The 16,772-nt window shown below is 75.0% G+C and carries 16 protein-coding genes; 5 read left to right on the top strand and 11 right to left on the bottom strand.

The window, feature by feature from the left end; genetic code table 11:
• Positions 1 to 104: 104 nt before the first annotated feature.
• Positions 105 to 479: an RNA polymerase-binding protein RbpA gene (locus OG335_RS07810; protein WP_030276069.1), complete on the top strand. Its 375-nt coding sequence runs from the start codon at positions 105 to 107 to the stop codon at positions 477 to 479.
• A gap of 201 nt (positions 480 to 680) precedes the next feature.
• Here the strand turns inward: OG335_RS07810 and fxsA are convergent, their stop codons facing one another.
• The 6 genes from fxsA to OG335_RS07840 all read right to left on the bottom strand — a co-directional run bounded on the left by fxsA (position 681) and on the right by OG335_RS07840 (position 6,789).
• Positions 681 to 1,247, bottom strand: a complete 567-nt coding sequence (fxsA, locus tag OG335_RS07815; RefSeq protein ID WP_405010294.1) for an FxsA family membrane protein — start codon at positions 1,245 to 1,247, stop codon at positions 681 to 683.
• A gap of 50 nt (positions 1,248 to 1,297) precedes the next feature.
• Positions 1,298 to 2,905: an apolipoprotein N-acyltransferase gene (lnt, locus tag OG335_RS07820; RefSeq protein ID WP_405010295.1), complete on the bottom strand. Its 1,608-nt coding sequence runs from the start codon at positions 2,903 to 2,905 to the stop codon at positions 1,298 to 1,300.
• 224 nt (positions 2,906 to 3,129) lie between these two features.
• Entirely contained in the window at positions 3,130 to 3,939 is an 810-nt protein-coding gene (locus OG335_RS07825) for a phosphatase PAP2 family protein (protein ID WP_405010296.1), read from the bottom strand.
• Between the two features lie 38 nt (positions 3,940 to 3,977).
• On the bottom strand, positions 3,978 to 4,568 hold the full coding sequence (locus tag OG335_RS07830) for a TetR/AcrR family transcriptional regulator (protein WP_405010297.1): 591 nt from the start codon (positions 4,566 to 4,568) through the stop codon (positions 3,978 to 3,980).
• A gap of 150 nt (positions 4,569 to 4,718) precedes the next feature.
• Positions 4,719 to 6,317, bottom strand: a complete 1,599-nt coding sequence (locus OG335_RS07835; RefSeq protein WP_405010298.1) for an amidohydrolase — start codon at positions 6,315 to 6,317, stop codon at positions 4,719 to 4,721.
• A gap of 31 nt (positions 6,318 to 6,348) precedes the next feature.
• Entirely contained in the window at positions 6,349 to 6,789 is a 441-nt protein-coding gene (locus tag OG335_RS07840; RefSeq protein WP_405010299.1) for an Lrp/AsnC family transcriptional regulator, read from the bottom strand.
• A 240-nt stretch (positions 6,790 to 7,029) separates the two neighbouring features.
• Here OG335_RS07840 and OG335_RS07845 point away from each other — a divergent pair, with 240 nt between their 5' ends.
• Entirely contained in the window at positions 7,030 to 7,446 is a 417-nt protein-coding gene (locus tag OG335_RS07845) for a hypothetical protein (RefSeq protein ID WP_405010300.1), read from the top strand.
• A gap of 40 nt (positions 7,447 to 7,486) precedes the next feature.
• On the opposite strand, the gene OG335_RS07850 is transcribed toward OG335_RS07845, so the two are convergent.
• Positions 7,487 to 8,650 carry an acyl-CoA dehydrogenase family protein gene (locus tag OG335_RS07850; RefSeq protein WP_405010301.1) on the bottom strand — a complete coding sequence of 388 codons (1,164 nt, stop codon included), beginning with the start codon at positions 8,648 to 8,650 and terminating at the stop codon, positions 7,487 to 7,489.
• A gap of 174 nt (positions 8,651 to 8,824) precedes the next feature.
• Between OG335_RS07850 and OG335_RS07855 the strand changes: the two genes are divergently transcribed.
• The 3 genes from OG335_RS07855 to OG335_RS07865 all read left to right on the top strand — a co-directional run bounded on the left by OG335_RS07855 (position 8,825) and on the right by OG335_RS07865 (position 12,630).
• Positions 8,825 to 9,412 carry a uridine kinase gene (locus OG335_RS07855; protein WP_405010302.1) on the top strand — a complete coding sequence of 196 codons (588 nt, stop codon included), beginning with the start codon at positions 8,825 to 8,827 and terminating at the stop codon, positions 9,410 to 9,412.
• A gap of 400 nt (positions 9,413 to 9,812) precedes the next feature.
• The gene (locus OG335_RS07860; RefSeq protein ID WP_405015332.1) at positions 9,813 to 11,837 is read left to right on the top strand and encodes an AAA family ATPase; all 2,025 of its coding nucleotides are present in this window, start codon (positions 9,813 to 9,815) and stop codon (positions 11,835 to 11,837) included.
• A gap of 76 nt (positions 11,838 to 11,913) precedes the next feature.
• Positions 11,914 to 12,630, top strand: coding sequence for a YoaK family protein (locus OG335_RS07865; RefSeq protein ID WP_405010303.1), 717 nt, complete (start codon positions 11,914 to 11,916; stop codon positions 12,628 to 12,630).
• Positions 12,631 to 12,729: 99 nt separating this feature from the next.
• On the opposite strand, the gene OG335_RS07870 is transcribed toward OG335_RS07865, so the two are convergent.
• The 4 genes from OG335_RS07870 to hisG all read right to left on the bottom strand — a co-directional run bounded on the left by OG335_RS07870 (position 12,730) and on the right by hisG (position 16,717).
• Positions 12,730 to 13,773: a hemolysin family protein gene (locus OG335_RS07870; protein ID WP_405010304.1), complete on the bottom strand. Its 1,044-nt coding sequence runs from the start codon at positions 13,771 to 13,773 to the stop codon at positions 12,730 to 12,732.
• On the bottom strand, positions 13,770 to 15,128 hold the full coding sequence (locus OG335_RS07875) for a hemolysin family protein (protein ID WP_405010305.1): 1,359 nt from the start codon (positions 15,126 to 15,128) through the stop codon (positions 13,770 to 13,772). Before OG335_RS07875 ends, OG335_RS07870 begins: the two co-directional genes overlap by 4 nt.
• Positions 15,129 to 15,316: 188 nt before the next feature.
• Positions 15,317 to 15,775, bottom strand: coding sequence for a PH domain-containing protein (locus OG335_RS07880; protein ID WP_405010306.1), 459 nt, complete (start codon positions 15,773 to 15,775; stop codon positions 15,317 to 15,319).
• A 93-nt stretch (positions 15,776 to 15,868) separates the two neighbouring features.
• Positions 15,869 to 16,717, bottom strand: coding sequence for an ATP phosphoribosyltransferase (gene hisG, locus OG335_RS07885; protein ID WP_405010307.1), 849 nt, complete (start codon positions 16,715 to 16,717; stop codon positions 15,869 to 15,871).
• Between the last annotated feature and the right edge of the window lie 55 nt (positions 16,718 to 16,772).

The following is a 16,772-nucleotide window of genomic DNA, read 5'->3' on the forward strand; positions in this document are numbered from 1 at the left end:
CGCATGTCCTCGGACGGGAATCATCGTCGACGGCCGATCGTTGACCGAACGACGAAGACAGCGACCACTAGTCCTGTGGGCCATAAGCCCGGGAGGCACGATTCATGAGCGAGCGAGCTCTCCGCGGCACGCGACTCGGGGCCACTAGCTACGAGACCGACCGTGGAATCGATCTGGCTCCCCGCCAGACCGTCGAGTACGCATGTCAGAACGGACACCGATTCGAGGTCCCCTTCTCCGTCGAGGCGGAGATCCCCTCGGTGTGGGAATGCCGCTTCTGCGGCCAGGAGGCCGTGCTGCTCGACGGCGAGGAGCCGGAGGAGAAGAAGACCAAGCCGACGCGTACCCATTGGGACATGCTGATGGAGCGCCGGACCCGTGAGGAGCTGGAGGAGGTACTGGCCGAGCGACTGGCCGTGCTCCGATCCGGCGGGATGAACCTGGCGGTCCACCCTCGGGACAGCCGCAAGAGCGCGTGACATCGTCCCCGGTGCGGCCGGGGACGGTGACCGAAAGGGCCTGGGCGTCACGTCCGGGCCTTTCGGCGTTCCCGGCTCGCGCCCGCTCCGCCGCTTCGCCTCGCCCGCTCCGCCGCTCCACCGCACCGCAGGGCATCGCACGGCGCTGCACCCGCTCGCGGGTGAGCGGGCGCAGCGCCGTGCGCGTGTCCGTCCGGCCTGTCAGCCGCTGATCGGCGGCCGGTAACCGGTGTCCGGGCGCGGCCCCTCGCCCGGCTCCACGACCTCGCCCTGGATGACCTTGCCGTCCGGGCGGTGGATACGGAACTGCTCCTGGAGACGTGCGGCGTCGGCGAACGGGTGCGCTCCCACCGGCGCGGTGGACCGCAGCACGCCCGCGGTCAGCCGGCGGGCGCTGGCCCGCCACAGCGCGCGGGTCGGCGGGAGGAGCAGCGTCACGGCCAGGACGTCCGAGAGGAAGCCCGGGAGGATCAGCAGCACGCCCGCGAGGACGGTCAGGCTGGTGGTGGTCTCGGTCTGCTGCGGCTTCGGGTCGCGGCTCTGCTCGACCGCCGCCGAGAAGGCCTTCACCCCGGCGCGCTTGATCAGCGAGCCGCCGAGGAACACACCGGCCAGCAGCAGCACCAGGACCGCGAACCAGCCGACGGCCCCCGCGACGACGGTCAGCAGCCAGATCTCCAGCACCAGCCAGCCGACGATCAGCAGGGGCAGCACACGGCGCAGCGTGCTGCGGCGGGCGGGTCGGGCCGGGGTCGCTTGCTCGGTCACGGCGGGGGCCTCCAGGGGTGCTCTCCGCCGGCCGGCCGTTCCGGCCGCGACTACGGCACCGTACGGTCCAACGGTTCGGCGGCCGTCGGTGTTCCGCCGGGACGGCGGCGGCGGACGGCGCCCACGGCGACGGCACCGCAGGCCAGGAGGCCCGCGAGGGCCAGCACCCACTCCGGGGCGGCACCGACCCGGTCGGCGACGGTGCGGGAGTCGCGCAGCGGCACGGCGGCGTTCAGCACGTCGGGGGTGAGCTCCTTCGTGCGGGAGACCACCGAGCCGTCGGGGGCGACCACCGCGCTGATGCCGCTGGTCGCGGCGATCAGGACGGCCCGGCCGTGCTCGACGGCCCGCAGCCGGCTCATGGCGAGCTGCTGCTCGGGCTGGCCCGTGCGGTTGTAGGTGGCGTTGTTCGTCTGGACGACGATGACGCGCCCGCCGGCGTTGACCGTGTCGCGGACGATCTCGTCGTAGGCCACCTCGAAGCAGATCACGTCGCCGATGCGGGCGGGGCCGAGCTGCATCACCCCGTTGTGGTCGCCGGGGTAGAAGTCGCGGGCGACCCGCTGGAGGCGCTCGATCACCTTCGAGAGCTCGGCGCGGAACGGCACGTACTCGCCGAAGGGCACCGGGTGCTGCTTGGTGTAGGAGGCGCCGGGGCCGGTCGCCGGGTCCCAGACGATGCCCTCGTTCTGCACGTGCTGCGGGTCGGGACCGTCGACGAGCGCGCCGACCAGGGTGGGCACGCCGACGGCGCGGACCGCCTCGTCGATCCGGGCGCGGGCCTCGGGCTCGGTGAAGGGGTCGAGGTCGGAGGCGTTCTCGGGCCAGATGACGATGTCCGGCTTCGGGGCGCGGCCCGCCGCGATGTCGGCGGCGAGCTGCTCGGTGACGCGGGCGTGGTTGTCGAGCACCTGCATCGGACGGCCGAGGAAGTCCATCCCGGGCCGGGCCACGTTGCCCTGGACGAGGGCGACCCGCACGGTGTCGTCGCCCTTCGTGGGCACCGGCACGAGCAGCCCGGCGACCAGCGCGGCCACCGCCGCGAGCCCGGCCAGGGCGGCGGCCCGCGGGGAGCGGCGGGGGCCAGGCCGCAGCCGCAGCAGCCCCCACGCGAGCAGGGTGCCGCACAGCGCGACGGCGAACGTCACCAGCGGCGCCCCGCCGAGCGCGGCGAGCGGGGTGAAGGGGCTGGCGGTGTTGGCGAAGGCGAGGCGCCCCCACGGGAAGCCGCCGAGCGGCAGCCGGTCGCGGGCCCACTCCTGGGTCACCCAGAGGCAGGCCGCCCACAGCGGCCACGCCCGGAGCCGGGAGGTCGCGGCGAGGCCTGCGCCGAGGGCGGCGACGAACAGCGCCTCGACGACGGAGAGCCCGACGGTGGCGTCCCAGCCGATCACGCGCAGCCAGGCGAGCAGGCCCAGGAAGAAGGGCAGGCCGAAGGCGAAGCCCGTCCAGGCGCCCTGCCGGAGGGTGCGCCCGCGGGTGAGGAGGGAGAGGGCGGCGACACCGGCGATCGACAGCGGCCACAGGTCGTACGGGGGGAAGGCGGCGACCATGAGGAGGCCGGCGAGCAGCGCGAGCCCCGTCCGCGGCAGACCGGCCCTGATCCGGGCCGGGAGCCCCGGCCTGGCGCGGTCCTCCGCCCTGGCCTCGTCAGCCACCGGCCGCTCCTGTTCCACCGGCAGTGCCACCTGCGCACCATCTCTCTGGCTGTGCCGCCCACGTCGTCGGGCCGCCCGTGTTCGGGTGCCGTGCGAAGACGGTACCCCGGATCGGCGGACGGGCGGGCGACGGGGTCGGGCGGCGATCGGCCCTGCTCGGCGGGCCTCGGCGGGCCTCGGGGGATCTCCGCCGGTGCGCTCCGGTCAGTGCCGGTGCGCCCCGGTCAGTGGGCGGGCGCCTGCACGCCCAGCGGGCTGCGCGGGCCCGGCACGGCGGGCGGGAGGCCGTGCGGGGGCGCCGGGGTGCGGACCGGCGGGCGGAGCAGCAGCAGGGCGGCGCCGGTGAGGGCGATCGCGACGATGCCGTCCAGCCAGTAGTGGTTGGCGGTGCCGACGACCACGAGGAAGGTCACGAGGGGGTGCAGCAGCCAGAGCCAGCGGCCCCGGGAGCGGGTGGCGGCGATCAGGCCGACGGCCACCGTGAGCGCCCAGCCGACGTGCAGGGAGGGCATCGCGGCGAACTGGTTGGAGAGGCTGTCGGTGGCCGGGTCTCCGTACACGGCGGGGCCGTAGACGCGGGCGGTGTCGACGAGGCCGGTGGCCTCCAGCATGCGGGGCGGGGCGAGCGGCAGCAGCAGGTGGAGGGCGAGGCCGGCGCCGGTGAGGACGGTCAGGACGCGGCGTATCCACACGTAGTACGCCGGGCGGCGCCAGTACGTCCACACCAGGAAGGCGACGGTGGCGGGGAAGTGCACGGTCGCGTAGAACGCGTTGGCGGCGTGCACCAGGACGTCGCTGTGCAGGAGCACCCGCTGGATGTCGCCCTCCGCGGGCAGGTGCAGGAGGCGTTCGAGGTGCCACACGTCGGTGGCGTTGCGGAACGCCCGCGGCACGTGGCCCTCGGCGGCCGTCCGGCCGAGCCGGTAGACGGTGTAGAGCGCACCCACGAGGAGGAGTTCGCGCAGCAGCGGCGGGCGGGCGGCGGATCCGTCCGGTGCGGCGGGCTCCGCGGGGACGGGCTGGTCGGCGGGCATGGGTGTCCTGTCGGGCGGGGTCATGGGGCGCGGGGCGCTCAGAGGCCGAGGGCGGGGAGGACCACCGCGTCGACGTAGGTGGTGAGGTACGCGGGGTCGGCCTCGGCGCCCTCCATCAGCGGACGGGCGACCAGCGCGCCCAGCACCATGTGGGGCACGAAGCGGGCGGCGGGGCGGTCCGGGTCGATCTCGCCGCGGTCGGCGCCGCGCCGGATCATCGCGGCGAGCGCGGCGTTCTCCGGTTCGACGACCTGGGTGCGGAAGGCCCGCATGAGGGCCGGGTCCTTGTGCAGGGTCTGGCCGAGGGCGCGCAGCAGGCCCGCGTCGTGGACGGAGCTGCCGCAGCGCCGGCGGACGAGTTCGTGCAGGTCGCCGCGGAGCGTGCCGGTGTCGATCTCGGCCGCGCCGCGGCGGCTGCTGCGCAGGGCGGCGGCGACGAGTTCGGCCTTGCCTCCCCACTGCCGGTAGAGGGTGGCCTTGCTGGCGCGGGCGCGGGCGGCGATGGCGTCCATGGTGAGGGCGTCGTAGCCGGCCTCGCGGAGGAGGTCGATGACGGCGGCGTGGAGGAGCGCCTCCCGGTCCTCGGAGAGCCTGCCGCGGCGGACCGCGGGTGGGGTGTCCGGTGTCATGGCGGCGACCTCCCGGCGAACGGCGCTGAACGAAACGGTTTCGTACGCACACTACGCCGGTCACCGGCCGCGCACGCACCGGACCCCGGAACGGAGGAGGTGCCTTCCGTTCCGGGGTCCGGTGGTGGCGCGACGGGCGGTCGCGCCCGGTCAGGCCAGGTGGACGGTGCGGCCGCGGACGACGGTGCGCAGGCAGGCCGGCAACGGGTGCCCCGGGGTGAGGTCGGGCAGCCCGGGGGTGCCCGAGCGCGGGTCCGTGGACCAGCCGGCCACCCGGGAGTCCGGCGCCTGGACGACGAGCTCGTCGACGGCCCACACGGCGTAGCTGGCGACCGCGCCGGGCACGAGCACGCCGTCCGCGTCGCGGCCGAGGGCGCGCCACCCCCCGCGGGTGTGGGCGGTGAACGCGGCTCGCACCGAGATCCGGTGCTCGGGGGTGCGGTGGAAGGCGGCCGCCCGCACGGTGCCCCACGGGTCGAGCGGGGTGACCGGGGCGTCGGAGCCGAAGGCCAGCGGCACGCCGGCGCGCAGCAGCGCGGCGTACGGGTTCAGGGCGGCGGCCCGCTTCGCGCCGAGCCGCTGCACGTACATGCCGTCCGGGCCGCCCCAGGCGGCGTCGAACGCGGGCTGCACGGAGGCGGTCAGGCCGAGCTCCGCGAAGGCGGCGATCGAGGCCTCGTCGAGGGCCTCGGCGTGCTCGACGCGGTGGCGCAGCGCCCGGACGGCCGGGAGGCCGACCCGCTCCGCGGCCGCGCGGACACCCTCGACGACGGCGTCGACCGCGGCGTCGCCGATGGCGTGGAACCCGGCCTGGAGGCCGGCCTCGGTGCAGGCCGTGACGTGGTCGGCGATCTGCGCGGCCGTCAGGTAGGCGGCGCCGGTGTGCCCGGCGTCCTCGTAGGGGGTGTGCAGGCAGGCGGTGTGCGAGCCGAGCGCGCCGTCGGCGAAGAGGTCGCCGCCGGCGCCGACCGCGCCGAGCCGCAGCGCGGTGCCGACCCCGCCGAGCTCGCCCCAGTAGCCGAAGACCTCGGGGCCGGTGCCCTCGGCGGCGAGGGCGAGCAGCTCGGTGAAGTCCTCCTCGGAGGAGATGTCGGGGCCCGCGCACTCGTGCAGCGCGCCGATGCCGAGCTCGGCGGCGCGGGCGAGGGTGGCCTGCTGCGCGGCCCGGCGCTGGGCGGCCGTCAGGTGGGCGAGGGCGGCGCGGCGGACGGCGTGGTGGGCGTCCCGGGAGAGCGGGCCGTCGGGGTCGAAGCCGGGCTGTGCGGCGAGCCCGTCGGCGAGGGTGCGCAGCGCGGTCGTGGCGAGCGCGGAGTGCACGTCGGTGCGGGACAGGTAGGCGGCGGTGCCGCCGGCGGCGGTGTCGAGCTCGGCGAGGGTCGGCGGGCGGCCCTCGGGCCAGCCGGTCTCGTCCCAGCCGTGGCCGATCAGCACGCCGTCGGCGGCCCGGGCCGCCTCGGCGACGCGGTCCAGCGCGTCGGCCAGCGAGGGGCAGCCGGTGAGGTCGAGCCCGGTCAGGGCGAGGCCGGCGGAGGTGGCGTGCGTGTGGGCGTCGACGAAGGCCGGGGTGACCAGCGCGCCGTTCAGGTCGACCACCTCGTCGGCGGTGGCGGCGTACGCCTCCGCCGCGCCGTCGCTGCCCACCCAGGCGATGTGGGCGCCCTCGACCAGCATCGCGGTGGCGAAGGGGTCGGCGGGGCTGTAGACGTTGCCGCCTCTGAGCAGCACGGTCCGGTCGGTGCGTTCGGTCATGGGGGCAAGTCTGCACCCCGGGAGGGGCCGGTCAGAGCTTCGGGGGGCGCGCCTCGTACGGGGTGGACAGCACGACCGTGGTGCGGGTGGAGACCCCGGCGGCGGTGCGGATCCGGGCGAGGAGGTCCTCCAGGTCGCCGGGGGCGCCGACGCGCACCTTGAGGATGTAGTTCTCGTCGCCGGCGACGCTGTGGCAGGCCTCGATCTCGGGCAGGCCGACCAGGCGTTCCGGGGTGTCGTCGGGGGCGCTCGGGTCGAAGGGCTTGACCGAGATGAACGCGGTCAGCGCCAGGTCGACGCTCTCCGGGTCGACGATGGCGGTGTAGCCCCGGATCACCCCGCGCTGTTCGAGGCGGCGCACGCGCTGGTGCACCGCCGAGGTGGACAGGCCGGTGGCCTTGCCCAGGTCCGTGTAGCTCATCCGGCCGTCCTCAAGGAGCAGCTGGACGATGCGCTGGTCGAGATCCTCCACAACGCGCAAACCTACTCGATCCGCAGGGCGGCGTCTGCGCCACCGGCTCCGGGGCCACCCCGGGCGGGGCCGTCAAGGGCGCACGGGCGCAGCCGGCCGGGCACATGCCCGCGGAATGTGGCGAAGGCCACAGTCCGTGCATCACTGTGCGCCGGTCCGCAGGGTTATGACCCCCCTGGGCAGGGAAGTGCTGCTGTTGGCCGGGCCGACGAAGGCCGGGCCCGATCCGAGGGGGATCACATGCCTGCTACTGACCGGCGTCCGCGCAGCGAGGACGAGGAACGCACCGAGCCCGAGTACAGCCTGGGGGCCGACCCGGGCGAGGCCGACACGTGGGAGATCGTCCGGGTGCACTGCCCGGACTGCGACCGCCCGATCGCGCTGATCGGCGACGAGGAGCGGCTGCCGCAGCACGCGGTGCTGCCCACCGCCTGGCACCCCTTCTCCGCGGCGCTGTGCCCCGGCACCGGCGCCCTGACCGACGAGCTCGCCGAGTGCGAGGAGGCCGCCGAGGACGCGGGGACCGGCCTCGCCGCCCTGCTCTCCCTGCCCGTCGAGCTCGACTGGCGCCGGCAGCCGTTCTCGCACGCCGGGGCCCCCGCCGAGGGCCAGGCCGCGCGGATCCCGGCGCAGCGCGCCCGCTCCGCCCGGCGCTGACCGCCCGGGGAGGGAGAGCGCCGGACGGTCCGGTCCGGCGCTACCGCCCGGTGAGGTGGCGTCCGATGACCATCCGCTGGATCTGGTTGGTGCCCTCCACGATCTGCAGCACCTTCGCCTCCCGCATGTAGCGCTCGGCGGGGAAGTCCTGGGTGTACCCGTAGCCGCCGAGCACCTGGACGGCGTCGATGGTGACCTGCATCGCCGTGTCGGTGCAGAAGAGCTTCGCCATCGCCGCCTCCTTCGAGAAGGCGAGCCCGGCGTCGCGGCGGCGGGCCGCCGCCAGGTAGAGGGCCCGTCCGGCCTCGATCCGGGTGGCCATGTCGGCCAGCATGAACGACAGGCCCTGGAAGTCGGCGATCGGCCGGCCGAACTGCTGCCGGGTGCCCGCGTACTCGACCGCGAGGTCGAGGGCGGCGCGGGCGACGCCGACCGCGCAGGCGGCGATGCCGAGGCGGCCGGAGTCGAGCGCGGACAGCGCGATCTGGAAGCCCTGGCCCTCGTGGCCGATCAGCCGCTCGCGGTCGACCAGCACGCCGTCGAAGTGCAACTGGGCGGTGGGCGAGGAGCGCATGCCCATCTTGTGCTCGGCGGGCGCGGCGGTCAGGCCCGCCGCGTCGCCCGGGACGAGCAGGCAGCTGATGCCGCGGGCGCCGTCCTCGCCGGTGCGCACGAGGGCGCTGTAGAAGTCGGCGTGCCCGCCGTGGGTGATCCACGCCTTCGTGCCGCTGACGACGTACCGGTCGCCGTCGAGGTCGGCGCGGGTGCGCAGGGCGGCGGCGTCCGAACCGGACTGCGGCTCGGAGAGGCAGTAGGCGCCGAGCTGGTCGCCGTCGAGCATGGCGGGCAGCCAGCGCTCGCGCTGCTCCTCGGCGCCGAAGGAGGCCAGTGCGTGGCAGGAGAGGGTGTGCACGCTGACGCCGAGGCCCACGGCGAGCCAGCCGGAGGCGAGCTCCTCCAGCACCTGCAGGTAGACCTCGTACGGCTGCTCGCCGCCGCCGTACTGCTCGCCGTAGGGGAGGGAGAGCAGCCCGGCCTTGCCGAGGGTGGTGAAGACCTCGCGCGGGAACCGGTCGGCCGCCTCGTCCGCTGCGGCGCGCGGCAGGAGTTCGCGCTGCACCAGGTCGCGGGTGAGGGTCAGCAGCTCGCGCGCCTCGTCGCTGGGCAGCTGGCGGTCCACCGGCTCGGTGGCGGGAAGGCTCATGGCGGGCGTCTCCTCGGTCGGGTCCGGCCCGGGTCTGCGGGCGGCACGTGGGAAAAGTGCCGGTCGGGCGGTCGCCACCGGGTCGCGGTGAACGGCCGTTCACATCCGGCGATGCGAGTATGCCCGAAACGCGGCCTCCCGTCACCGCCACCCGCGCGGCCGTAGGCTGTCGACATGACGGAACTCGGCGACCTGGCGGCGCTCCTCACCGCGCTGCCGCCGTCGGTGGGGCCGGTCCGGCTGGTGGCCGTGGACGGGCACGCCGGCTCCGGCAAGACCTGCTTCGCCGACCGGCTGGCGGCCGCACTCGGGGACGCACCGGTCGTCCATCTGGACGACCTGGCCACCCACGAGGAGCCGTTCGGCTGGACGGGGCGGCTGCACGACCAGGTGCTGGCACCGTTCGCCCGCGGCGAGGACGGCACGTACCGCGCCTACGACTGGACGCTCCACCGCTTCGGCGCGCCCCGCACCGTGCCCGCCGCGCCCGTGGTGATCGTCGAGGGCGTGGGCGCCGGCCGGCGGGCGGTACGCCCGGTCCTCGCCCACCTGCTGTGGATGGAGCTCGACGCCGTGTCCGCCAACGAGCGCGGACTGCTGCGCGACGGTCCGGAGCTGGCCTCCTTCTGGCAGGGCTGGATCCGTGCGGAGCGGGCGCACTTCGCCGCCGATCCGAGCCGCCCGCACGCGGATCTGACCGTCGACGGCATCACCGGACGAATCCTCCGCGGCACCCACGGTGAGCCCTCACAACGCTCTTGACCTGGGGTATCTCAAGGATTTAGGTTTCTCGACGTCGCGAGATCCGTTGATCGCGCAACAACAGACGCGGCATCTCCGACTTGTTCCCCCGTGAGCCGGAGATGCCGCCTCTCCTCCCCCGGCCGCGCGCGCCACCCGAGCCCCGGCCCAACGCCCCGACGCCCACGGATATTTGACCCGGCGCGGCACCCTTCCGGATCAGCTCCTCCCCGGTACGATTCCTTGCAGGCGCACATGCGCCCCGGGGGCTGCGCGAACTGACGGACGGTCCGTCCGGCGATCCGTCGGCCGACCGGGCCTCGATGCACACTGCGGGGGGCGTGGGGTGACGGTGGACAGCGGCAACGGTTCCGGCGGCACAGGACCGCACAGGCAGGCCGACCGCGCCTGGCAACGGGCGATGGACGCCTACGCGGCAGGCTCCTACAGCGGCGCCGAGGAGGAGTTCCGCGCCGCCGTCCGGCTCGACCCCGGCATGGCCGACGCCTGGCTCGGCCTGCACGCCCTGCGCTGCGACACCTCCGCCGCCCTGCTCGCCATGCAGCGGCACCGCCATCGCTTCGGCGAGCAGCGCCTGCGCCACCGACGCCCCCTCAGCTCCTGGTACTGGCTCGGCTGGTGGGTGCAGCCCGTCCTGGAGGACGCCCGCGACCTCGCCCTCGCCCACGCCTCGCACTGGCTCGACGGACGCCACCTCGCCGAACTCGACCGCGCCCTCACCGCCTGCCCGCCCGCCGACGAGGACCTGTCCGTCCGCTTCCTGCACGCCTGCCGCTCCTACCTCGTCAAGGACTGGGAGCAGCTGATCCGCGACACCGACCGGCTGCTCGACGACCCGCTGCTCGGCATCGAGGCCGGCCTGTTCGGCGGCATGGCCCGGGTGCGCCTCGACATGTGCGCCCAGGCCCAGGCCCCGCTCGCCGCCTCCCTCGCCCGCTGCCGCTCCGAGCAGCCCCAGCGCAAGGAGCTCCGCTACTGGCTCGCCCGGGCCTACGAGGGCGCCGGACGCTCCGCCGCCGCCCTGCCGCTCTACCGCTCCGTGCACCGCGCCGACCCCGCCTTCATGGACACCGCCGCCCGGCTCGCCGCGATCACCGCCGAGGACGGCGTGCTCGACGAACTCCTCGACGGCGACGGCCGGCAGGACACCGCCCTCACCGCACCGGCGACGACCGACCTGCTGGGCGACCTCCTGCCGGGCCCGATCGGCGATCCCCTCCCCGACCTGCTCGCCGACCTGGTGCCGGACCCCACCCCCGGCCCGCCCGCCCTCCAGCCGCCGCCCGGGCCCACCACCGACGAGCCCTACGACCTCCCCGAGCCGTACGACCTGCCCGGCTCCTGCGACCTCCCCGGCCCGTACGACCTCGCGGCGCCCTACGACCTCGCGGCGCCCACCGGGCGGACGGCACCCGCCGGCACGCCCGGCACCGCCGCCCAGCCGCCCGCCGAACCGCTCGCGGAGCGCTCCGCCGCCGGGGCGGCCGGCGCGGCCGCTCCCCCGCGCACCAGCGCCGGGGCCGGCGGCGGCACCGCGCCCTCCCCCGCACCACCGGGCCCCGGCCTGCAGGACGAACTCGACGCCGCCCTCGACCAACTGGAGCGCATGGTCGGCCTCGAACCGGTCAAACGGCAGGTCAGGGCGCTCTCCGCGCAACTGCGGATGTCCCGGCTGCGGGCCGAACGCGGCCTCCCGCTGCAGCCGCCGAAACGGCACTTCGTCTTCTCCGGGCCGTCCGGCACCGGCAAGACCACCGTGGCCCGCATCCTCGGACAGGTCTTCCACGCCCTCGGCCTGCTCTCCGGCGACCACCTCGTGGAGGCCCAGCGGGCCGACCTGGTCGGCGAGTTCCTCGGCCAGACGGCCGTCAAGGCGAACGAGCTGATCGACTCCGCCCTCGACGGCGTGCTCTTCATCGACGAGGCCTACAGCCTCTCCAACTCCGGCTACAGCAAGGGCGACGCGTACGGCGACGAGGCGCTGCAGGTGCTGCTCAAGCGCGCCGAGGACAACCGCGACCGGCTGGTCGTCATCCTCGCCGGCTACCCCGAGGGCATGAACCGGCTGCTGGCCGCCAACCCCGGGCTCAACTCGCGGTTCACCACCCGCGTCGACTTCCCCAGCTACCGGCCCGCCGAACTCACCGCGATCGGCCGCAGCCTGGCCCTCGCCGGCGGCGACGGCTGGGACGACGACGCCGGCGAGGAGCTCGCGTCGATCTGCGGGCACGTCGTCACCGAGGGCTGGATAGACGACCTCGGCAACGGCCGCTTCGTCCGTACCCTGTACGAGAAGTCCTGCGCCTACCGCGACCTGCGCCTCAGCACCCACCGCGAGCCGCCCAGCCGCGAGGACCTCGCCACGCTCCGCCTGCCCGACCTGCTGCAGGCCTACGGCGAGCTCATCGACGGACGCACCGGCTGACCCGTCCCGGTGAGGGACGGGCCGCCGTGCGGCCCGGTCGCGGGCACCCGCCCCGCCCGGGCTGCTACCAACAAGGGTGACCCCCACCCCCCGGCGGCCCGATCCGCAGACGGTCCCCCTGCTGCTCATGACCGCGGTCACCGGCATCGTCGAGGCGGCGAGCCTCCTCGGGCTGGGCCACGTCTTCACCGCCGTGATGACCGGCAACGTGCTCTTCCTCGGCTTCGGCCTCGCCGGCGAGGACCTGTCGGTCGTGGGGTCGGGCACCGCCGTCGCCGCCTTCGCACTCGGCGCGTTCGGCGGGCACCGCGTCAACCTCCGCCTCGTCGAACGGCGCGGCCCGCACTGGACACCCGTCGCGGTGGCCGGGGTCGCCGCCCTGCTGCTGGCGGCCGCGCTGACCGCACTCGGGCTGCCGCGGCAGAACGGCGCCCCCACCGCCCGCGACCTGCTCGTGATCGCCGTCCTGGCGCTCGCCATGGGCTGGCGCAACGCCACCACCCTGCGGCTGGCCGTACCCGGCCTGCCCACCACGGTGCTCACCCGCGGCTTCACCGGCCTCTTCCGGGTGCACGCCGCCCTCGACTCCCGCGAACGGCAGGTCGCGGCAGCCGTGGCGATGACCGCCGGGGCGATCGCCGGCGCCCTGCTGCTGCACCTGCGGCCCGCCGTCCCGCTGCTCGCCGCGGCCGCGGTCGAACTGCTCTCGGCGGAACTCTTCCGACGGGGGGCCGCCCGCCCCGCCGCGTCCCGCGGCCCCGACGGCGACGGCGACGGCGACGACCGGCCGTAGCCGCCGCCACGACGCGGACCCCGCCGCCGGGAACGCGCGGACGCCCGCCCGGCGGCAGTCGGTGCCGGTGCGGGCGGGCGTCGTGGCGGGTGCCGCGGGCTACTGCAGGGCGGCCCGCCGGTGGTCGGGGTCGTACACCTCGCCGACCAGTTCCTCCAGGACGTCCTCCAGGGCGACCAGGCCGAGCTGGCGGCCGTCCGCGTCGGCCACCGCCGCCAGGTGGGCGGCCGCGCGGCGCATCGCGCCGAGCGCGTCGTCCAGCGGCAGGCCCGGGCGCAGCACGGGGACCGGGCGGCGGAGCCGCTCCGGCATCGGCGCGTCCTGGTCCTCCAGGTCGAGGATGTCCTTGACGTGGAGGTAGCACTGGACGACGCCCTCCCCGTCGACCACCGGGAAGCGCGAGAAGCCCGTACGGACGGCGAGCCGTTCGATCTCCCGGGCCGTCACCCCGGCGGGCACGGTGACGAGCTGCGCGGGTCGCAACAGGACCTCGGTGACCGGGCGACGGCCGAGTTCCAGCGCGTCCTCCAGCCGTTCCTGGCGCTGCTCGTCGAGCAGTCCGGCGTCGGCGGAGTCGGCGAGCAGGTGGAGCAGCTGCTCGCTGTCGAAGACCGACTCGACCTCGTCCTTGGCGTCGACCTTGAAGAGCCGCAGCACGGCGTTGGCGAAGGCGTTGAGGAAGGCGATCACCGGCGAGAGCACGCGGGCGAGGCGGTCCAGCGGCGGGCCCAGCCAGAGCGCGGCCTTCTCGGGGCCGGCCAGGGCGATGTTCTTCGGCACCATCTCGCCCACCACCATGTGCAGGAAGACCACCACGGCCAGCGCCACCACGTAGCTGAGCAGGTGCATCAGCGACTCGGGCACGCCGAGGGCGTGGAAGGGGCCTTCCAGCAGGTGGGCGATGGTCGGCTCGGCGAGCGCACCGAGCAGCAGCGAGCAGACGGTGATGCCGAGCTGCGCGGCGGCGAGCATCGCGGACACGTTGGACAGCGCGTGGAGCACGGTGCGGGCCCGCTTGTTGCCGGCCTCGGCGAGCGGCTCGATCTGGCTGCGGCGTACGGAGATCACGGCGAACTCGGCGCCGACGAAGAAGCCGTTGCCGAGCAGCAGCAGGACGGCGGCGGCGAGCTGGAGGGCGGTCATCGGCCTTCCCCCGTGGTCATCGGTCCGGTCTCCTCGTCGCCGGCCAGGCCGGGGTCGGTGCGCTGGATGCGGACCCGGCCGGTGCGGTGGCGGTCGACCGCGAGCACGGTGAAGCGCCAGCCGGGCAGCTCGGCCTGCTCGCCCACGGCGGGCAACTTGCCGAGCAGGTCGGCGAGCAGGCCGCCGAGCGTCTCGTACGGGCCGTCGGGGGCCTGGAGGCCGATGACCTCCAGCTGGCCGATGCGGGTGAGGCCGTCGGCGTCCCACACCGGGAGGCCGCGCTCGGGGGGCATGGGCCGCAGGTCGGGCACGTCGTCGGGGTCGTGCTCGTCCTGCACCTCGCCGACGATCTCCTCGACGATGTCCTCGACGGTGACGACACCGGCGGTGCCGCCGTACTCGTCGACGACGATGGCCATCGGCTGCTGCCGGCGGAGCCGGTCGAGGAGCTGTTCGGCGGGCAGCGTCTCGGGGACGAGCAGCGGGTCGACGGCGAGGCGGGCGACCCGGGTGCCGGCACGCCGCTGGTCGGGCACCGCGAGGGCGTCCTTCAGCGTGACGGTGCCGGTGATCTCGTCGAGGTTGTGGACGTACACCGGGAAGCGGGAGAGGCCGGTGGCGCGGGCGAGGTTGAGGACGTCCGCGGCGGTGGCGTCGTGGTGCAGGGCGACGACGTCGACCCGCGGCGTCATGACGCTCTCCGCGGTGAGCCGGCCGAGGCCGAAGGTCCGCACGAACAGCGCGGCGGACTGCTGGTCTATGGCGCCCTCGCGGGCGGAGTGCCGGGCCAGCGAGACGAGTTCGGCAGGGGTGCGGGCGTGGCCCAGCTCCTCCTGCGGTTCGATGCCCAGCGCGCGGACCATGCGGTCGGCGGAGCCGTTGAGGAAGCTGATGAGCGGGCGGCACGCGGCCGAGAAGGCCCGCTGCGGTCCGACGACCGCGTACGCGACCTGCAGCGGCCGGGAGATCGCCCAGTTCTTGGGGACGAGCTCGCCGATCACCATCTGCAGCACCGTGGCGGCGACCATGCCGGTGATGAGGGCGGTGCCGCGGGCGGCGGACGCGGAGAGGCCGACCGCTTCGAAGAGCGGGGCGAGCAGCACCGACAGGGCGGGCTCGGCGAGCATGCCGACCACCAGCGAGGTGATCGTGATGCCGAGCTGGGCGCCGGAGAGCTGGAAGGAGAGGTGGCGCAGTGCCGCGAGCAGGCCCTCCGCGCGGCGGTCGCCGGCCTTGGCGGCGCGTTCGACGCTGCCGCGCTCCACGGTCACGAAGGCGAACTCGGCGGCCACGAAGAGGCCGTTGGCGAGGATGAGAAGCACGGCCGCGAGCAGCAGCAGCCAGGCGGTGATCACGGTGCCGCCTGCCTTCCGAAGGTCGGACGCGAGGCGGCGCAGGTACTACCGGACGGATCGTCCATGGACGGGGAGAGTCACTCCTCAGGTCGGTACGGGGGTTGTCGGGCCCTTTGCCCCGGCTTTACCAGCCGTAACCAGCGTAGACGATACCGAACGAGTGTAGGGATCCCGCTTCGACGGCGGGGTCAGCGACGCGCCGTGCCGCGGTCGTCGACGAGGTCGCGCAGCGTCCGCGCGGCGGTGACCGCCTGCGCGCGGCCCGCGCCGGGCTGGATGCCGACCGCGGCGAGCGAGGTGCCGTCGGCGAGGTCGAGGATCACCCAGGGGTCGCCCGCGCGCAGGTTGACCCGGACGATCTCGGCCCAGGCGAGACGGCGGCTGCGGACGAAGTTGACGACGGTGACGCCGGTCTCGTCGGCGCTCACCCGCGGCCGGGCGAGCATCAGCGCGACACCCGCGAAGATCAGGCCGCAGACGACCATGGCGGCCCGGTCGTTGGTGTGCCAGTTGGCCGGCAGCGCGAACGCGAGCACCGTGAAGACGATCACCATCACGCCGCAGAGCGGCAGCAGCACGTACCGGTTGCGGCGCGGCGACCAGGTGAGCGGCAGGACGGGCGCCGGCGGCGGGGCGGGGGTCGACAACGGGGTGGCTCCAGTGCGGGGGGCGGGGGCCGGCGGGCCCCCGCCCTCGGGATCGGTCGTACGCGGCAGGCGCCGCCGGGAACGCCCGGGGCGTCAGAGGCGACAGGCGTGGATGTTGGTGACCAGGATGGCGCGGGCGCCGATGCTCCACAGGTCGTCCATGATCCGCTGGGCCTCCTTGCGGAGCACCATCGCCCGGACGGCGACCCAGCCCTCGGTGTGCAGCGGCGAGACGGTCGGCGACTCCAGGCCGGGGGTGAGCGACACGGCGTCGCCGACCCGCTCGGCCCGGATGTCGTAGTCCATCAGCACGTACCGGCGGGCCACCAGGACGCCCTGGAGGCGGCGCAGGAACTGCTCGACCCGCGCGTCCTCGCCGGCGCCCTTGGGGCGGACGACCACGGAGTCCGAGACCAGGATCGGCTCGCCGAAGACCTCCAGGCCGGCGTTGCGCAGGCTGGTGCCGGTCTCGACGACGTCCGCGATCACGTCGGCGACGCCGAGCTGGACGGCCGTCTCGACGGCGCCGTCGAGCTTGGTGACCGTGGCCTTCACGCCGTGCTCGGCGAGGTGCTGCTCGACGAGACCGGTGTACGAGGTGGCGATCCGCAGGCCTTCGAGGCCCTGCACGTCGTCGACCTCGACGCCGACCGGGCGGGCGAAGCGGAAGGTGGAGCCGCCGAAGCCGAGGGCGAGCACCTCCTCGGCGTCCGCGCCGGAGTCGAGCAGCAGGTCGCGGCCGGTGATGCCGACGTCGAGGCGGCCGGAGCCGACGTAGACGGCGATGTCACGCGGGCGGAGGAAGAAGAACTCGACCTGGTTCTCCGGGTCGACCAGGACGAGTTCCTTGGGGTCCTTGCGCTGGCGGTAGCCGGCCTCATGCAGCATCTCCGCCGCGGGACCCGAGAGAGAACCCTTGTTGGGAACGGCGATGCGGAGCATGGAGGACGTTTCCTTCGCTGTGGGAGGGGCGGCTGACACGGGGTCGGTCGGCCGG

The organism is Kitasatospora sp. NBC_01539 (genome assembly GCF_045040525.1).
GTDB lineage: Bacteria > Actinomycetota > Actinomycetes > Streptomycetales > Streptomycetaceae > Kitasatospora.